Here is a 17,464-nt window from a genome sequence, read left to right on the forward strand (position 1 = left end):
CCTGCCTCGCCAGCGTCATGCGAACGCGCAGCCACAGGTCGAGGTTCGTCTGACGCAGGAGCGGCAGCGTTCCCGGACGACCGGTCAGCCGGGGACGTCCACCTTCTCCGACCGGAACTGCGTGGCGTGGAGGGTGGCGTAGAGGCCGCCGGAGGCGAGGAGCTCGGCGTGGGTGCCCTGCTGCACGACGCGACCGTCGTCGAGGACGAGGATCAGGTCGGCGTTGCGGACGGTGGACAGCCGGTGCGCGATGACCAGCGACGTACGTCCCTCGAGCGCGGCGTCGAGGGCCTGCTGGACGGCCGCCTCGGACTCGCTGTCGAGGTGCGCGGTGGCCTCGTCGAGGACGACGATGGCCGGTGCCTTGAGGAGCAGGCGCGCGATCGCGAGGCGTTGGCGCTCTCCCCCGCTGAGCCGGTAGCCACGGTCGCCGACGACCGTGTCGAGGCCGTCGGGCAGGGACCGGACGAGCGACGCGATCTGCGCGGCCTCGAGGGCGGCCCAGACGTCGGCCTCGGACGCGGCGGGGCGGGCGTAGAGCAGGTTGGCGCGGATCGTGTCGTGGAACATGTGGGCGTCCTGGGTGACGTAGCCGACCACGTCCTCCAGCGACTGGAGCGTGACGTCGCGCACGTCGTGGCCGCCGACTCGCACGGCACCGGACTCGACGTCGTAGAGCCGGGCGACGAGGTGCGTGACCGTCGTCTTGCCGGCGCCGGAGGGACCGACGAGGGCCACCATCTGCCCGGGCTCGGCGGTGAACGTGACCTCGTGGAGCACCTGCCCGGTGTCGCGCGACTCGGTGCGGGCGACGGTCTCGAGCGAGGCGAGCGAGATCTCGTCGGCGCGCGGGTAGGTGAACGCGACGTGGTCGAACTCCAGGCGCGACGCCGAGGGTGCGAGGGCGATGGCGTCGGGCTTCTCCTGGATCAGCGACGGAAGGTCGAGGACCTCGAAGACCCGGTCGAAGCTGACCAGCGCGGTCATCACGTCGATGCGCACGTTGGACAGGCCCTGCAGCGGACCGAGCAGGCGGGTCAGCAGCACGCCGAGCGCGACGATGGTGCCGACCGAGAGGTCACCGCGGATGGCCAGCCAGCCGCCGATGCCGTAGACGAGCGCGGTCGCCAACGACGGCACGAGCGTCATCGCGGCGAAGAAGATGCGGGTGAGCAACGAGATCCGCACGCCGAGGTCGCGCACGACCGCTGCCTTCTCGGCGTAGGCGACGTCCTCGGCCTCCCGGCGACCGAAGAGCTTGAGCAGCATCGCGCCGCCGACGTTGAAGCGCTCGGTCATGGCGTTGCCGAGGTCGGCGTTGCCGTCCATCTGCTGCCGCGAGAGGTGGGCGAGGCGGTTGCCCACCAGCCGCGAGGCGATCAGCAGGATCGGGAAGAGAGCCAGGCACAGCACGGTCACCGGCCAGCTCAGGAACAGCATCGTCACGCCCACGACGACGGCCGCGATGATGTTGGAGACCGTGCCCTGCAGCGTCGAGGTGAACGCCCGCTGCGCGCCGATCACGTCGTTGTTGAGGCGGCTGACGAGCGCGCCGGTCTGGGTGCGGGTGAAGAAGGCGAGCGACTGCCGCTGCACGTGGGCGAAGACGCGGGTCCGGAGGTCGTAGATGAGCCCCTCACCGATCCGGCTCGAGAGCCAGCCGGTGATCAGGCCGAAGCCGGCACTGAGCACGGCCACCAGCGCCACCAGGACGGCGAGCCAGATGACGAGCGAGGTGTCCCCGTTCTGCACGCCGTCGTCGATGATCGCCTTGAGCAGGAGCGGCGGCACCACGACGAGCGCCGCGTCGACCACCGTGACCCCCAGGAAGGCGGTGATCAGCCGTCGGTGCGGGCGCGCGAAGCCGAGCACCCGGCGCAGCGTGCGTCGCTCGATCTTGTTGTCGACGACGCTCCGGTCACTGCGCAGGTGCCGCCACGGCGGGCCACCTGCGCCCGGTCCCATCGACATGCCCACTCCTTCGTTGCTCACCGGCCACAACCGTCACCGGCGGGTGATTGTTCCTCCTCCCGGGTGCCGGCGTTCAGCCCATCCCGCACATCCACCAACCGTCGCCGAGGTTGACCGGCGCCCGGCAGAGCATCCCCGCCATGTCGGTGCCGGCGGGCGAGCCGGTCCGCGAGTAGAAGTAGCCACCACCGTCGTCGGGGATGCCGTACCACTGCGGGAAGAACAGCATCCCGTCCTTCTCGACGATGCGATCGTCCACGGAGAGCCAGCGCCACTCGGGCGGGAGGTCGGTGCCGTAGTAGCCGTCCCCGGCGCCAGGTGACACCTCCAGCGCTGCGTCGTACGCCGGACGGTGCGCCTGGAACCACAGCTGGGGAGCCACGGACACCCAGTTGAGCAGCGGCAGCGCCAGCGCGAGGGTGAGCACGCCGGCGACGGTCCCCGCGCGGTCGCCGAGCGGTCGCAGCAGGGCGCGGGAGCCGGCGGCCAGCGCGAGCCAGAGCGCGACGGAGAGTGCCAGCGCGACGTAGGTGCCACCGAACGGCACCGGGACGAGCGCACTCGCGACCCCGACCGACCAGAGCGCCGCCACACCGAGGACCCGCACCAGCGCCATCACGCGGTCCAGTGGGGGGTCAGCCGGCGAAGGCGGCCGCCAACGCGCGGAAGCGACGTACCTGCGCCTCCCGCTCGAGGCGCCGCTGCTCGTCGAGATCACGGTCGGCAGCACCCTGGAGCAGGGTCTTGGTCTCCGGTACGACGCCCGCCATCGGCGCGCACAGGGCCGCCGCGAGGTCGGCGACCGCTGCGTCGAGCTCGGCCGCAGGCACGCAGGCGGTGGCGAGGCCGATGCGGACGGCCTCCTCGCCGGGCACGACGCGCGCCGTCGCGCAGATCTCCAGCGCCCGGGCGTAGCCGACGTGCTCGACCAGTGGCTTGGTGCCGGTGAGGTCGGGCACGAGCCCGAGCGCGGACTCCTTCATGGACAGCTTGGCGTCGTCGGCGACCACCCGCAGGTCACAGGCGAGGGCGAGCTGGAAGCCGGCGCCGATCGCGTGCCCCCGCACCTTGGCGATCGAGACGAAGCGCGGGTCGCGCAGCCAGGTGAAGCCGCGCTGGAACTCCTCGATCCGGGCCGAGGCCTCCTCGTCACTCAGCGCCAGCAGGCCCAGCACCGTGCCCTCCCCGGCGTTGGCCGGGTCGAGCATCGCGCGGTCGAGCCCCGCGGAGAAGGTGTCGCCCTCCCCCGTCACCACCACCACGCGTACGTCGTCGGGCAGGGCGGCGCCCAGCTCGGCGAGCGCCAGCCACATGGCCGGCGTCTGGGCATTGCGCACCTCGGGACGGTCGAGGGTGATCGTGGCGACCGCCCCCTCGACGTCGAGGCGGAGGCCGACCGCGGCGAGCTCTTCGGGAGTCATGGCGAGCAGGTTACTACTCGCGGGTAACCACCGGAGGGAACGCCCTCAGGCTAGCGAGACCAGGTCGGCGTAGTCGTCGGTCCACAGGTCCTCGTCGCCGTCGGGCAGCAGCAGCACACGGTCGGGGTCGAGGGCGCGCACCGCACCCTCGTCGTGCGTGACGAGGATGATCGCCCCGGTGTAGCTCCGGATCGCGTGGAGCACCTCCTCGCGGGAGGCCGGGTCGAGGTTGTTGGTGGGCTCGTCGAGCAGCAGCACGTTGGCGCTGGAGACGACGAGGATGGCGAGTGCGAGCCGGGTCTTCTCCCCGCCGGACAGCACGCCGGCGGGCTTGTGGGCGTCGTCGCCGGAGAAGAGGAACGAGCCGAGCACGGAGCGGGCCTGGGTGTCGGTGAGCTCGGGCGCCGCGGAGTGCATGTTCTCCAGCACGGTGCGGTTGACGTCGAGCGTCTCGTGCTCCTGGGCGTAGTAGCCCATCTTGAGCCCGTAGCCCGGCACGACCTGCCCGGTGTCGGGCTGGTCGACGCCGGCGAGGATCCGCAGCATCGTGGTCTTGCCGGCACCGTTGAGCCCGAGGATGACCACGCGACTCCCCCGGTCGATCGCGAGGTCGACGGCGGTGAAGACCTCGAGCGAGCCGTAGGACTTGGACAGCTCGGTGCCCATGAGCGGCGTCTTGCCGCACGGGGCGGGCTCGGGGAACGCGATCCGCGCCACCTTGTCGGCCTGCCGCTCGGTCTCGATGCCGGCCATCATCTTCTCGGCGCGCTTGAGCATCGACTGCGCGGCCTGCGCCTTGGTGGCCTTGGCGCGCATCTTGTTGGCCTGGTCGGTGAGCACCTTGGCCTTGTTCTCGGCGTTCTGGCGCTCGCGCTTGCGGCGCTTCTCGTCGTCCTCGCGCTGGGTCAGGTAGTTGTGCCAGCCCATGTTGTAGACGTCGATGACCGCGCGGTTGGCGTCGAGGTGGAACACCTTGTTGACCGTCGCCTCGAGCAGCGCGTTGTCGTGGCTGATGACCACGAAGCCGCCGCGGTGGGCCTTGAGGAAGTCGCGCAGCCAGACGATCGAGTCGGCGTCGAGGTGGTTGGTCGGCTCGTCGAGCAGCATGATCTCGGCACCCGAGAACAGGATGCGTGCCAGCTCGACGCGGCGCCGCTGGCCACCGGACAGGGTGCCGATCGGCTGGGCGAGGAGCCGCTCCTCGATCCCGAGGGCGGCCGCCATCTGGGCAGCCTCGGACTCGGCGGCGTACCCGCCACCGGCGTGCAGCTCGGCGTCGGCGCGGGTCCACCGCTTCATGCCGCGCTCGTGGACCTTCGGGTCCTCGCTCGCCATGTCGACCTCGGCCTCGCGCAGGCGTCGTACGACGTCGTCGAGGCCGCGGGCGGACAGGATCCGGTCGCGGGCGATGACCTCGGGGTCACCGACCCGGGGGTCCTGCGGGAGGTAGCCCACATCGCCGCTGCGCAGGACCTGTCCGGAGGCGGGCTGGCCCTCGCCGGCGAGGATGCGGGTGAGGGTGGTCTTGCCGGCTCCGTTGCGCCCCACGAGGCCCACCTTGTCGCCCGCGGCGATGCGGAAGGTGACGTCCTCCATGAGGAGCCGCGCGCCGGCTCTGACCTCGAGCTTCTGGGCGGTGATCATCGGACGACATCCTACGAAGGGGTGGAGGCGAGAGCCCCATCGGCGACGCACGCGCTAACCTGCCCACGAGGTCGATCCGACCGTCACGACCTGCGGAAAGGCAACACCCATGCGCTTCAACCCGAAGGCCGACATCAGCGGGGGCCGGGTCAACGACGCAGGCCGCGGAGGCGGCGGTGGCGGCGGCGGCATGCGGATCCCGCTGCCGGGCGGCACGCGGGCGGGCGGCGGCATCGGCGGCCTCATCATCATCATCCTGTTCGTGGTCCTCACCCAGTGCATGGGCGGCGGCCTTCCGGGCGGCAGCGGTGGGGGCGGCACGAGCTCGCAGGGCCAGAGCCAGCCCGAGGGCGTCGACACCGGCGACGAGCGCTACGCCAACTGCAAGACCGGCGCCGACGCCAACGAGGACGCCGACTGCGCCCGCGTGGCCGTGGCGCTCTCGCTCGAGCAGTACTGGGCGGCGACGCTGCCGGAGCAGGCCGGCACGGAGTTCGCCCCGGCGACCATCAACACCTTCGCCGGCGCCGTGTCGACCGGGTGCGGCCAGGCGTCGTCCCAGGTGGGGCCCTTCTACTGCCCGCCCGACCAGCAGATCTACCTCGACACCACCTTCTTCGCCGACGTCCTCCAGGGACAGCTCGGCGGCCAGGGCGGCGACTTCGTCGAGCCCTACGTCCTCGGCCACGAGTACGGCCACCACATCCAGAACCTGATGGGCACCATGGGCCAGGTCCGCACGCAGAAGGGTGCGGACTCCGACGCCGTACGCCTCGAGCTGCAGGCCGACTGCTACGCCGGCATGTGGACCCGCGACGCCAGCGACGGCGACGGCATCCTGGCCGACCTCGACCAGGGCGACATCACCGAGGCGCTCGACTCGGCCAAGGCCGTGGGCGACGACCGGATCCAGCAGAAGTCCGGGCAGGGCGTCGACCCCGAGGGCTGGACCCACGGCTCGTCGGAGCAGCGGATGGCGTGGTTCACCCGCGGCTTCCAGGAGGGCACCCTCGAGGCCTGCGACACCTTCTCCGCCTCGTCGCTCTGACCCGTCCCAAACAGGGTCAGCCGTCGCCGAGCAGCGCCTCGATCTGCCCGACCTGGCGCTGCATGGCACGGATGTACGGCGCGACGCTGGGGTGGCGGAACTTCCCGGCGAGCGCTCCCTCGCCGTCGGCGACCCGGGCCAGTGCCCAGTCCAGGCGGGTCAGGGCGGTGTAGACGGCCATGACGCGGGCGCCGGTCACCACGTCGGCGGGATCCGCGAGGCCGGCGGGCAGCGCGGCGACGTACGCCTCCACGAGGGGTTCGACGTCCTCGCGGGTCGCCAGCGACAGGTAGCCGAGGTCGGCGCCGACCGGCCCCCGACCGAGGTGCGCCCAATCGATCGCCACGCCCCCGTCACCGTGCCGGCCGGGGATGTTGGCCGCCGACGGGTCGCCGTGCTGTGCGACCTGCGGGAGCGCGTCGCAGCGGTCGAGCCACGGCTCGCGGCGCGACCAGAGGTGGTCGGCGATGTCGGCGACCGGCGTGCGGGCCAGGGTGCGCCAGCCGCCTCGGCGCTCGACCAGGCGCAGCCTGCTCCGCAGCTGGTCGCGCGCCAACCACGGGTGCTCGCCCAGGTCGGCGGCGGCGAAGCGGCCGAGGCAGGCCGCCAGCCACAGGCCGGGCGGGTCGTGGACCTCGACCCGCTCGTGGACCAGGGTGATGCCTTCGTCGTCCTCGTCCACGCGGACGACGGGCGCCTCCCGCAGGCCCGGCGAGTCCGCCACCACCCCGCTCAGCGCGACGTCGGCGGCCCGACGCCAGTAGTTCACGTCGCGCGGCGTCCGCACTCCGGGCGCGTCGTGCGGATCGGGCGCCTGCAGCCGCTTGACGACCACGTCGCGTCCCTGGTGGGTGGCGGACCAGAGGCCCACGGTTGCGGGGCCGGACCCCGGCAGCCGCTGCCAGCCCGGCTCCGGCTGCCAGCCCGCCACGGTGGACCCGTCCATGCGCGCGAACCTAGCGCACCCGCGTCATCCGACGTCATGAGAATGGCGGGTTCGCGCCCGGAATTCCCATGACGTCCCAGGGCCGACGGCCAGCACGTCGGGACCATCGCGACGTCAGGCGTTGACGACGTCCACGGCGAGCGCCTGCGCGTCCGCGATGGCCCGGTCGAGGACCGCCCGCTTCGGATCCGGCACCGGCAGCCACGGGTCGACCACCGTGACCGACGACAGGCGGGGGTCGTCGAGGACGGCGTCGACCGCGGGGTGGTCCCCGCCGGCCACGATGAGGCGGGCGCCGCCGAGGATCCGGGCGGCGTGGTCGGCGGCCGCCTCGTAGGCCTGCCGTGCCTGGTTGTCGCGCCGGCGGGCGAAGCGCTGCTGGCTCTGGCCGCCGGCCTTGGTGCGGCCCTGCACGTGGCGCTGGCCGATCTTGTGCTCGACCAGAGTGGCGCCGCTCAACCGGGCGACGGCGAAGCCGCCCTTGCGCACGAGCAGCACGCCCCACTCCCCCGGCGCCCGGGCGGCTGCGGCGAAGTCGCCGGCCTCGGCCGGGCCGTCGTACGTCGTCGCGAACGGCAGGCGCGCGGTGAAGTGGGACCCGTCGGCGGCCTCACCGCACAGCGCACCACCGGAGACGGACAGCGACGCGCCACCGTGGCCGGTGGCGAAGTTCGCGACCCACCGCTCCCAGCGCGCGGCCGGGACCAGGACGGACGGCACGACCGTCCTCAGAGGAAGTCGAGCGGGTCGAACTCGTCGATCGGGATGACCCGGGTGCGAGGCAACGGAGTGTTGAAGGCGCCGAGGTCGTACTCGAGGTCGAAGATCCGCAGGCCGGGCAGGTTGCGGAACTGCGAGTTGACGAACTCCGTGAAGCCGATGACACCGACCTGTCGGCTGCCGTCGCAGAGCGCGGAGACCTGGTCGACGAAGTCGCCGTCGTGGCTGACCAGCACGACGTCGGCCTCACGGTGGACGAGCGCCTCGGCGGTGCGCTGGATGGCGATGTCGACGACCTTGCCCTCACCGCTCAGCGGGATCGGCTTGAAGCCGATCGCCAGGAGCGCCTGCACGAAGCTGATCGGCAGCTCGGTGGTGGCGGCGAGGAAGAAGAGGCCGGTGACGTCCTGGTCGAAGGACCGCTCTGCCCACTCCAGGAGCCGGTCCCAGCGCGGCCGTTCCTCCGGACGCGGACGCCGACCCAGGATCGAGGTGCCCAGGGTGGCGTCGATGTTCTCCCCGTCGACGAGGAGGTAGGTCATCCGCTCAGCCATGCGAGGACTCTCCCACACGCAGCCGCGCGTCTCAGGGCTGGTAGACGACCTCGAACGACTCGGTCACGTCGTCACCGGTGACGGTCACGTCGCTGACCTCGATCAGCGCACGCGGTCGGCCCGCGCCGTCGCACAGGATGGACAGCACGCCGGCCTGGGGCAGGTCACCGGCGTAGTCGGCCACCGCTGCGGTCGTGCTCCCCCGCTCCTCGGCCAGCACGGTCTCGACGTAGGCGTCGGACTCCTCCGCCGAGTCGCCGTACGCCCAGGCCGGCGGCGGCACGGACTCCAGCGTCGTCGGCCCGAAGTAGGTCGGCGCGGCGTTGAGCTTGGCGTGGAAGCGGGCGAGGTCCCAGAAGACCCGCAGCTCCTCGTGGTCGAAGTCGATCTCGGACAGCTCGACGTTGCTGGGCTCGACCTCGGGATCCATGTCCGAAGGGTAGCCAGTCAGGCCACGGCGGCGACGTACGCCGCGAACTCGCGCGCCGCCTCCATCGCACCGGGACGCGGCGGCGCCTGCGGGTCGAGACCGAGGTCGCGGTCGGCGAGCACCTGCTGGAGCAACGGGCGCCACGCGGGGTCGCCGTGCACCATCGCCCAGCGCAGCGCGTCGCGCTTGCTGGCGACCTCCCCCGTGCGGATGGTGTAGAGGCTGCGGCTGGCCTGCACGACGAGGTAGCGCTGGCACCACGCGACGGTCGGCGGGCACCAGCCCAGCACGTCGTCGGTCAGCGTCGCCAGGCCCGCCCTTGCGCTGTCGCGCAGCACGTCGGCGGGGACCGGGTCCATCAGCCGCACCGGGCACGGGCCGCCCAGGGTGATGCCGTGCTCGCGCAGGATCCAGCGCGTCCAGGGCTGGTTGCAGTGCTCCGACCACGACATGACGTCCGAGCCGTGGTCGACGTGGAGCCACTCCCTGCCCAGCCCCGCCACCGACCTGAGGTCCTCGGAGACCGCGTACGAGCCCTCGAGGTGGCCGAACCAGAAGCCGTCGCGATGGGGCAGGTCGGCGTGGAGACGACGGAGAGCGGCCTCCTGCCCGGCGTCCGGCCGCTCACGCACCACCACGAGGAAGTCGCAGTCGCTGTGCAGGTCGCCCGCCCCCAACGCGAACGACCCCTGCAGGTAGGCGCCGACGAACGACGGCCCGAGCGCCTCCTGGGCGCCGGTGACGAGGTCGTGGAGCACGCCGTTGAGCTCGGCGTAACGCGTCGGGTGGGGGTTGAGCACGGATGGAGTGTGCGCCTGTCGGCGCACCGCCGCCACGGATTATCGGCGCGTGGCCCGAGTCGACCCACTGGTCCGCGGGCAGACCCCGGGCTACGGTCGAAGGTCCACCCACTCGGAGGTCCCATGCGCCGCACCACCGTCTCGCTCGCCGCCGCCGTCCTCGCCGTGACGCTGCTGCCTGGCGCGTCACCCACCACCGCTGCTGTCGGTCCCCCGGACCGCCCGTTCCCGGCCCGCATCGAGCTCCCCGACGGCTTCCAGCCCGAGGGCATCGCGCTGGGTCCGGGTCCCACGGCCTGGTTCGGCTCCCGCGCCGACGGCGACATCTACGAGGTGTCGCTGCGCACGGGCGAGGGCTCGATCATCAGCCAGGGGCCCGGCACGCCGTCGCTGGGGATGAAGTCCGACCGCGACGGGCGTCTCTATGTCGCCGGCGGCACCTCAGGGACGGCTCGCGTCGTCGACACGGAGACCGGCACGGTGGAGCGGACCTATCAGCTCGCCGCCGCGCCGAGCTTCGTCAACGACGTCGTGCTGACCAGGGGCGCCGCGTGGTTCACCGACTCGAACCGGCCCCAGCTCTACCGCGTGGACCGCGGTCCCGACGGGGAACCGGGCGCGACCGCGACGACCGTGCCGCTGACGGGTGAGTGGGTGCAGTCCGCCGGGCTCAGCGCCAACGGCATCAGCACCACTCCGACCGGTGACGCCCTGCTGGTCGTCAACACGACCAGCGGGCTGCTCTACCGCGTCGACCCGGCCACCGGCGAGGCGACCGAGGTCGACCTCGGCGGCGCTTCCCTCACCCGGGGCGACGGGATGCTGCGCCACGGGCGCACGCTCTACGTCGTACGCAACTCCCTCGACGAGATCGCCGTCCTGCGCCTCTCCCGCACCGGGCTGAGCGGCCGGCTCGTGCGGACCATCGTCAAGGAGGACGTGCCCCCCGGTGCGTCGTTCGACGTGCCCACGACGGTGGCGCGGTTCGGCGCGCACCTCTACCTGCCCAACGCCCGTTTCGGGGTCGCGTCACCGACCACCGCCGACTATTGGGTGACCAAGGTGCGGGCGAGGGCCGGCGACTGAGCCGCCGGGCGCCCGAGGCGCGCCGCCTCGGGCAACGGGTCGACGACAGCACTCCCGCCCCCACTGATGGGGGCGGGAGTGCTGGTTCGGACCAGTTACCGGACGAGCAGGACGACCTCAGACGTTGAAGCCGAGTGCCCGCAGCTGCTCGCGACCGTCGTCGGTGATCTTGTCCGGACCCCACGGCGGCATCCAGACCCAGTTGATCGCGACGTCGCCGACGAGGCCCTCGAGGGCCGACTCGGTCTGGTCGGTGATCACGTCGGTGAGCGGGCAGGCCGCCGAGGTGAGGGTCATGTCGAGGACGGCGTTGCTGTGCTCGTCGAGGTGCACGCCGTAGACGAGGCCGAGGTCGACGACGTTGATCCCGAGCTCGGGGTCGACGACGTCCTTCATCGCCTCGGTCACGTCGTCGGCGGTCACCGTCGAGGTGCCGCCGCCCTGTCCGGCCTCGGGCACGTCGGGGAGGTCGCCGTGGTCGATGCCCTGGGGGTCGGTCATGAGGTGACTCCTTCTGATTGGGCCTGGGTGGTCGCGTCCTTCCACGCCATCCAGGAGAGCAGCGCGCACTTCACGCGCGCGGGGAACTTGGCGACACCGGCGAACGCGATGCCGTCCTCGAGGACGTCCTCGTCGGGCTCGACCTGCCCCTTGCCCTGCATGAGCTCGAGGAAGGTCCCGTGGATCGACATCGCCTCGTCGACCGGCTTGCCGATGACGAGGTCGGTCAGCACCGACGCCGACGCCTGCGAGATCGAGCAGCCGACGCTGTCGTACGACACGTCCCGCACGACACCGTCGGCGAGGTGCACCCGCAGGGTGACCTCGTCGCCGCAGGTCGGGTTGACGTGGTGGACCTCGGACTCGAAGGGGTCGCGCAGGCCCTTGTGGTGCGGGTTCTTGTAGTGGTCCAGGATGATCTCCTGGTAGAGGCTGTCGAGCTCGGCACTCATGTGTCATCCCACCTTGAAGTAGCTGCGGGTGTGGTGGAGCGCCTCGACCAGCGCGTCGATCTCGGCCGGCGTCGTGTAGAGGTAGGACGACATCCGGGTCGAGCTCTGCACGCCGAAGCGCGCGTGCGCCGGCTTCGCGCAGTGGTGGCCGGCCCGCACGGCGACGCCGCGCGAGTCGAGGACCTGCGCGATGTCGTGCGGGTGGACGCCGGCGAGCTCGAAGGAGATCGCCCCTCCGCGGTCGGCCGCGTCGAGGGGGCCCAGGACGGTGAGGCCAGGCACCGACTGCAGGCCCTCGAGGGCGTACGCCGTGATCGCCTGCTCGTGGCGGTGGATCGCGTCGAGCCCGATGTGGCGGAGGTAGTCGACCGCGGCGCCGAGCCCGACGGCCTCGACGATCGGCGGGGTGCCGGCCTCGAAGCGGTGCGGCGCCCGGGCGTAGGTCGAGCGCGCCATGGTGACGGTCTCGATCATCTCGCCGCCACCGTGGAAGGGCGGCAGCTCGTTGAGCAGCTCCTCACGACCCCACAGCACGCCGATCCCCGTCGGCCCGGTCACCTTGTGGCCGGTGAAGACGAGGAAGTCGCACCCCGTCGCCTGTACGTCGACCGGCAGCTGCGGCGCGGCCTGCGAGGCGTCCACGACCGAGACGGCGCCGACCGACTTCGCGCGGGCCACGAGGTCCGTGACCGGGTTGATCGTGCCGAGCATGTTGGACACCCAGGTGAAGGCGACGACCTTGGTGTGCTCGTCGACCAGCTGGTCGGCGTTGTTCAGGTCGAGCCGGCCGTCGTCGGTCAGCCCGAACCACCGCAGCTCGGCGCCCGAGCGCTCGCAGGCGAGCTGCCACGACACGATGTTGGAGTGGTGCTCCATCTCGGTGATGACGACGTTGTCGCCGGGACCGAGCTCGATCGTGCGAGCCAGCAGGTTGAGCGCCTCTGTCGCGTTCTTGGTGAAGATCACCTCGTTGCGCGACGGGGCGTTGAGGAAGGTCGCGACCTGGTCCCGCGCCCCCTCGTAGGCCTCCGTCGACTCCGCGCCGAGCTGGTGCATGGCGCGGGCGATGTTGGCGTTGTGCCGCTCGAGGTGGTCGACCATCGTGTCGATGACGACCTGCGGCTTCTGCGAGGTGTTGGCGCTGTCGAGGTAGACCAGCGGCACTCCGCCCGCGAGCGTGCGCTCGAGGATCGGGAAGTCCTTGCGGATCACGTCGAGATCCGGAAGCAGTCCTTCCATTGCGTTACCTCGTTTCGGCGGTGTGAGAAGTGGTGCTGGTCAAGGCGGAGGAGCGAAGGCGACCTTTGAGCGGAGCGGGTCGTCGAGCGACGACAACGCAGGCCAGTGCCGCTTATCGCGCCGCCGACAGGTACTTGTCGTAGCCCTCGGCCTCAAGCGCGTCGGCGAGCTCCTTGCCGCCGGACTCGGCGACCTTGCCGTCGACGAAGACGTGGACGTAGTCGGGCTCGATGTAGCGCAGGATGCGGGTGTAGTGGGTGATGAGCAGGACACCCTTGCCCTCGCGCTCGCGGAAGCGGTTGACGCCCTCGGCCACGATCTTCAGCGCGTCGATGTCGAGACCGGAGTCGGTCTCGTCGAGCACCGCGACCTTGGGGTCGAGCAGCTCGAGCTGCGCGATCTCGTGGCGCTTCTTCTCGCCACCGGAGAAGCCCTCGTTGACGCTCCGGGTGCCGAAGGACGGGTCGAGGTTGAGCCGCTCCAGCGCGCCGTTGACGTCCTTCACCCACGTGCGCAGCTTGGGGGCCTCGCCGTCGACCGCGGTCTTGGCGGTGCGGAGGAAGTTGGACACCGAGACGCCGGGGACCTCGACGGGGTACTGCATCGCGAGGAACATCCCGGCGCGGGCGCGCTCGTCGACCGAGAGGGACAGCACGTCCTGGCCGTCGAGGGTCACCGAGCCGCCGGTGATCGTGTACTTCGGGTGGCCGGCGATGGAGTAGGCCAGCGTCGACTTGCCGGAGCCGTTGGGCCCCATGATCGCGTGGGTCTCGCCCTCCTTGATGGTGAGGGTGACGCCCTTGAGGATCTCCTTGGGGCCGTCCTCGGTGTCGACGGTGACGTGCAGGTCGGTGATGACGAGCTTGCTCATGCGGGGGTGACTCCGTTCAGGGTGGTCTCGGTGTCGACGTACACGTCGCTGGTGCCGTCGGGGTTGGCGCGTACGTCGATCGGGAAGGTGGCGACCGGCTCGGTCGCCGGGAGGTTGGTGGGCTTGCCGGTGCGCAGGTCGAACATCGACCCGTGGAGCCAGCACTCGATCTGGCAGTCGGCGACCTCGCCCTCGCTGAGGGCGACCGCGGCGTGGCTGCACTCGTTCTCCAGCGCGAAGACCTCGTCGCCGTCGCGGGCGATGACGATCTCGTGGCGACCCAGCGTCACGGCGAGGCCCTGGTCTGCCCGGACCTCGTCGAGTGCGCAGGCGCGCTCGAACGCCATCAGCTCTCCGACCCGAAGGCGGCGAGCGAGCCGACGTCCTTCAGGACGTTCTTGGCGAGCTCGGCCTCCACGGTGGTCAGCAACCGGCCCTCGATGGAGGGCACGCCGACCTTGCGGATGAGGTCGTTGAAGAAGCCGTGCACGACCAGGCGCTGGGCCTCCTGCTCGGAGACGCCGCGCGACTGGAGGTAGAACAGCTGCTCGTCGTCGAACCGCGCGGTGGTCGAGGCGTGACCGGCACCCTCGATCTCGCCGGTCTCGATCTCGAGGTTGGGGATCGAGTCGGCCTGGCAGCCGTCGGTGAGGACGAGGTTGCGGTTCTCCTCGTAGGTCTCGATGCCCTCGGCGACCTTTCGGATCAGCACGTTGCCGACCCACACGGTGTGCGCCTTCTCGCCCTGCAGCGCACCCTTGTAGACCGCGTGGGACTTGGTGCGGGGAGCGGTGTGGTCGGCGAAGATCCGGTGCTCGATGTGCTGGCCGGCGTCGGCGAAGTAGAGGCCGAGCAGCTCGGCGGAGCCGCCGGGACCGTCGTAGGTGACGTTGGCGTCCATCCGGACCACGTCGCCGCCGAAGGAGATCGCGGCGTGCTTGTAGCTCGCGTCGCGACCCACGAGGGCCTGGTGGTGGGACAGGTGGACGGCGTCGTCGGCCCAGTCCTGGATCGAGACGACCGTGACGTCGGCGCCGGCGCCCACGGCGACCTCGACGACCGCGGCGATCGTGGAGGAGCCGGTGTGGTTGAGGACGACGATGGCCTTGCTGTGCGCACCGAAGCGCAGGGCGACGTGCCCCGCCTCGGTCACCGTCACGTCCTCGCCGTCGAGGTCGACGACGATCGGCTCGGCGACCTCGGTGTCGGCCGGCACGTCGATCAGCAGGCTCGAGGGCACCTCGGCCAGCACCCGTGCGGCCCAGCGCGTGTTGGGCACGAGGCCGGAGATGCCGCGCAGCGCGCGCGCCTCGTCGCCCGACACACCCTCGATGCGGACGCCCTCGGGGGTGTTCCAGGTGCAGGAGGTCGCCGAGGGCATGAACTCGGCGTCGGCGTGCAGGCCCTTGAGCCGCTTGAGCGGCGTGAAGCGCCAGATCTCCTCGCGGCCGGTCGGGACCTCGTGGTCGGCGACGTCGAACGAGCCGGCCGGGTGGAGGTGGCTCTCCACCTTGCCGTGCTCGGGTCCCTGCTCCAGCGCGGAGCGGACGGAATCAGTGGTGACGGTCAAAGCTCTACTTTCTTCGTTCCTCGGGCGTACGGCGTCGGGTGGGGCGGTCAGCCGACCGCGCCCTCCATCTGCAGCTCGATGAGTCGGTTGAGCTCGAGGGCGTACTCCATCGGCAGCTCCTTGGCGATCGGCTCGACGAAGCCGCGCACGATCATCGCCATCGCCTCGTCCTCCTCCATGCCTCGCGACATGAGGTAGAAGAGCTGGTCGTCGGAGACCTTCGAGACGCTCGCCTCGTGGCCCATGGACACGTCGTCCTCGCGGATGTCGACGTAGGGGTAGGTGTCGCTGCGGCTGATCTGGTCGACCAGCAGCGCGTCGCACAGCACGTTGGACTTCGAGCCGTGCGCGCCCTCGTTGACCTGGATCAGGCCGCGGTACGACGTACGACCGCCGCCGCGCGCCACCGACTTGCTCAGGATCGAGCTCGAGGTGTGCGGCGCCGCGTGCACCATCTTGGCGCCGGCGTCCTGGTGCTGGCCCTCGCCGGCGAACGCGATGGAGAGGGTCTCGCCCTTGGCGTGCTCGCCCATCAGGTAGACGGCGGGGTACTTCATGGTGACCTTGGAGCCGATGTTGCCGTCGACCCACTCCATCGTCGCGCCGGCCTCGCAGGTCGCGCGCTTGGTGACGAGGTTGTAGACGTTGTTGGACCAGTTCTGGATGGTCGTGTAGCGGACGCGGGCGCCCTTCTTGACGACGATCTCGACGACGGCCGAGTGCAGGGAGTCCGAGGAGTAGATCGGAGCGGTGCAGCCCTCGACGTAGTGCACGTAGGAGTCCTCGTCGGCGATGATCAGCGTCCGCTCGAACTGGCCCATGTTTTCGGTGTTGATCCGGAAGTAGGCCTGGAGCGGGATGTCGACGTGGACGCCCTTCGGGACGTAGATGAACGAGCCACCCGACCACACCGAGGTGTTGAGCGCGGAGAACTTGTTGTCACCGACGGGGATGACGGTGCCGAAGTACTCCTTGAAGAGGTCCTCGTGCTCCTTCAGCGCCGTGTCGGTGTCGACGAAGATGACGCCCTTCTCCTCGAGGTCCTCGCGGATCGAGTGGTAGACGACCTCGGACTCGTACTGCGCGGCGACGCCGGCCACGAGGCGCTGCTTCTCCGCCTCGGGGATGCCGAGCTTGTCGTAGGTGTTCTTGATGTCCTCGGGCAGGTCCTCCCACGAGGTGGCCTGCTTCTCCGAGGAGCGCACGAAGTACTTGATGTTGTCGAAGTCGATCGTCGAGAGGTCGGAGCCCCACGTCGGCATCGGCTTGCGGTGGAAGAGCTTGAGGCCCTTCAGGCGCAGGTCGAGCATCCACTGCGGCTCGGACTTCTTCGAGGAGATGTCGCGCACGACGTCCTCGTTGAGCCCACGCGTGGCAGTAGCACCCGCGGTGTCGGAGTCGGACCAGCCGAACTCGTACTTGCCGATGCCCTTGAGCTCCGGGTTGAGTTCTTCGATGGAGGTCATGCCTTCTCCTTCTCGCTGATCTTCGGGGTCTGGGGGATGCACGTGGTGCACACGCCGTCGCCGTGGGCGATGGTCGCCAACCGCTGGACGTGGGTGCCGAGCACCGAGGCGATCGCCTCGGTCTCGGCCTCGCAGAGCTGCGGGAACTCGTGGGCGACGTGGGAGACCGGGCAGTGCTGCTGGCACAGCTGCTCCCCCACGCTCTGCCCGTTGGCTGCAGGGAGGTCACGCACGGACGCGGCGTAGCCGTTCTGCGTGAACACCCGGGCCAGCGCCTCGGCGGGCGTCAGGTTGGGGTCGGTGGCCATGACGGCCGCGTAGTCGCGCTCGACGAACGCCACGCGGCGCCGCGCGAACTTGACCACGGCGTCCTCGCCCTGCGTCTCGGCCAGGAAACGCATGGCCTGCACGGCGAGGTCGTCGTACTGCTGGTCGAAGCTGTCACGCCCGGCCTCGGTGAGCGCGAAGACCTTTGCGGGCCGACCGCGACCGCGGGTGCCGTAGACCTTCTGGTCGCGCGACTCCACGATGCCCTCGTCGACCAGGTGGTCGAGGTGGCGGCGTACGGCGGCGGGGGTGAGGTCGAGCCTCAGGGCCAGGTCGGCGGCCGTCGAGGGGCCGTTCTCGAGGATCGTGCGGGCCACGCGGTCGCGCGTGGGCGCATCGCCCTCACGCTGTGCCGTCGACGTCCTCACGAATTCCACAACGCCAGTGTGTCGTTATTGCTTCCCGCCCTTCAAGCAAG

General features: G+C 70.8%; 19 protein-coding genes. 2 read left to right on the forward strand and 17 right to left on the reverse strand.

The genetic code is table 11. The features are described 5' to 3' along the window. Positions 1–84: 84 nt before the first annotated feature. From ACNKF0_RS12745 to ACNKF0_RS12760, 4 genes are all read right to left on the reverse strand, one after another. Positions 85–1,971, reverse strand: coding sequence for an ABC transporter ATP-binding protein (locus ACNKF0_RS12745; RefSeq protein WP_416952643.1), 1,887 nt, complete (start codon positions 1,969–1,971; stop codon positions 85–87). Between the two features lie 73 nt (positions 1,972–2,044). Beyond that, the gene (locus ACNKF0_RS12750) at positions 2,045–2,590 is read right to left on the reverse strand and encodes a hypothetical protein (protein ID WP_416952645.1); all 546 of its coding nucleotides are present in this window, start codon (positions 2,588–2,590) and stop codon (positions 2,045–2,047) included. Positions 2,591–2,606: 16 nt separating this feature from the next. Next, positions 2,607–3,392 (reverse strand): enoyl-CoA hydratase/isomerase family protein, encoded by a 786-nt coding sequence (locus ACNKF0_RS12755; RefSeq protein WP_416952647.1) that lies wholly within the window; start codon positions 3,390–3,392, stop codon positions 2,607–2,609. 45 nt (positions 3,393–3,437) lie between these two features. Continuing rightward, positions 3,438–5,036, reverse strand: a complete 1,599-nt coding sequence (locus ACNKF0_RS12760; protein WP_416952649.1) for an ABC-F family ATP-binding cassette domain-containing protein — start codon at positions 5,034–5,036, stop codon at positions 3,438–3,440. 109 nt (positions 5,037–5,145) lie between these two features. Between ACNKF0_RS12760 and ACNKF0_RS12765 the strand changes: the two genes are divergently transcribed. After that, the gene (locus tag ACNKF0_RS12765) at positions 5,146–6,084 is read left to right on the forward strand and encodes a neutral zinc metallopeptidase (RefSeq protein WP_416952651.1); all 939 of its coding nucleotides are present in this window, start codon (positions 5,146–5,148) and stop codon (positions 6,082–6,084) included. A gap of 16 nt (positions 6,085–6,100) precedes the next feature. On the opposite strand, the gene ACNKF0_RS12770 is transcribed toward ACNKF0_RS12765, so the two are convergent. The 5 genes from ACNKF0_RS12770 to ACNKF0_RS12790 form a co-directional block, all read right to left on the reverse strand. Continuing rightward, entirely contained in the window at positions 6,101–7,030 is a 930-nt protein-coding gene (locus ACNKF0_RS12770; RefSeq protein ID WP_416952653.1) for a phosphotransferase, read from the reverse strand. A gap of 114 nt (positions 7,031–7,144) precedes the next feature. Then, entirely contained in the window at positions 7,145–7,750 is a 606-nt protein-coding gene (locus ACNKF0_RS12775; RefSeq protein WP_416952655.1) for an acVLRF1 family peptidyl-tRNA hydrolase, read from the reverse strand. Between the two features lie 8 nt (positions 7,751–7,758). Continuing rightward, a complete protein-coding gene (locus ACNKF0_RS12780; RefSeq protein WP_299923217.1) occupies positions 7,759–8,304 on the reverse strand; it encodes an NYN domain-containing protein in 546 nt (181 codons plus the stop codon). Positions 8,305–8,335: 31 nt separating this feature from the next. Then, on the reverse strand, positions 8,336–8,734 hold the full coding sequence (locus ACNKF0_RS12785; protein ID WP_299923219.1) for a hypothetical protein: 399 nt from the start codon (positions 8,732–8,734) through the stop codon (positions 8,336–8,338). A gap of 17 nt (positions 8,735–8,751) precedes the next feature. Beyond that, positions 8,752–9,534: an aminoglycoside adenylyltransferase domain-containing protein gene (locus tag ACNKF0_RS12790; RefSeq protein WP_416952658.1), complete on the reverse strand. Its 783-nt coding sequence runs from the start codon at positions 9,532–9,534 to the stop codon at positions 8,752–8,754. 123 nt (positions 9,535–9,657) lie between these two features. Here ACNKF0_RS12790 and ACNKF0_RS12795 point away from each other — a divergent pair, with 123 nt between their 5' ends. Continuing rightward, positions 9,658–10,620, forward strand: coding sequence for an SMP-30/gluconolactonase/LRE family protein (locus ACNKF0_RS12795; protein WP_416952660.1), 963 nt, complete (start codon positions 9,658–9,660; stop codon positions 10,618–10,620). Between the two features lie 117 nt (positions 10,621–10,737). Here the strand turns inward: ACNKF0_RS12795 and ACNKF0_RS12800 are convergent, their stop codons facing one another. From ACNKF0_RS12800 to ACNKF0_RS12835, 8 genes are all read right to left on the reverse strand, one after another. Beyond that, positions 10,738–11,016, reverse strand: coding sequence for a metal-sulfur cluster assembly factor (locus ACNKF0_RS12800; RefSeq protein WP_235563871.1), 279 nt, complete (start codon positions 11,014–11,016; stop codon positions 10,738–10,740). Between the two features lie 101 nt (positions 11,017–11,117). Further along, on the reverse strand, positions 11,118–11,573 hold the full coding sequence (gene sufU / locus ACNKF0_RS12805) for a Fe-S cluster assembly sulfur transfer protein SufU (protein ID WP_416952662.1): 456 nt from the start codon (positions 11,571–11,573) through the stop codon (positions 11,118–11,120). A gap of 3 nt (positions 11,574–11,576) precedes the next feature. Beyond that, positions 11,577–12,803 (reverse strand): cysteine desulfurase, encoded by a 1,227-nt coding sequence (locus ACNKF0_RS12810; protein WP_416958504.1) that lies wholly within the window; start codon positions 12,801–12,803, stop codon positions 11,577–11,579. 121 nt (positions 12,804–12,924) lie between these two features. Beyond that, entirely contained in the window at positions 12,925–13,683 is a 759-nt protein-coding gene (gene sufC, locus ACNKF0_RS12815) for a Fe-S cluster assembly ATPase SufC (protein ID WP_299923230.1), read from the reverse strand. Then, on the reverse strand, positions 13,680–14,030 hold the full coding sequence (locus ACNKF0_RS12820; protein WP_416952664.1) for a non-heme iron oxygenase ferredoxin subunit: 351 nt from the start codon (positions 14,028–14,030) through the stop codon (positions 13,680–13,682). The genes sufC and ACNKF0_RS12820 overlap by 4 nt, the downstream gene beginning before the upstream one ends. Further along, on the reverse strand, positions 14,030–15,253 hold the full coding sequence (gene sufD / locus ACNKF0_RS12825; RefSeq protein ID WP_416952665.1) for a Fe-S cluster assembly protein SufD: 1,224 nt from the start codon (positions 15,251–15,253) through the stop codon (positions 14,030–14,032). The genes ACNKF0_RS12820 and sufD overlap by 1 nt, the downstream gene beginning before the upstream one ends. A gap of 47 nt (positions 15,254–15,300) precedes the next feature. Then, positions 15,301–16,719 (reverse strand): Fe-S cluster assembly protein SufB, encoded by a 1,419-nt coding sequence (gene sufB, locus ACNKF0_RS12830; protein ID WP_299923233.1) that lies wholly within the window; start codon positions 16,717–16,719, stop codon positions 15,301–15,303. After that, a complete protein-coding gene (locus ACNKF0_RS12835; protein WP_416952668.1) occupies positions 16,716–17,423 on the reverse strand; it encodes a helix-turn-helix transcriptional regulator in 708 nt (235 codons plus the stop codon). The genes sufB and ACNKF0_RS12835 overlap by 4 nt, the downstream gene beginning before the upstream one ends. Positions 17,424–17,464 lie beyond the last annotated feature (41 nt).

It is taken from the genome of Nocardioides sp. T5, from assembly GCF_048161455.1.
GTDB lineage: Bacteria > Actinomycetota > Actinomycetes > Propionibacteriales > Nocardioidaceae > Nocardioides.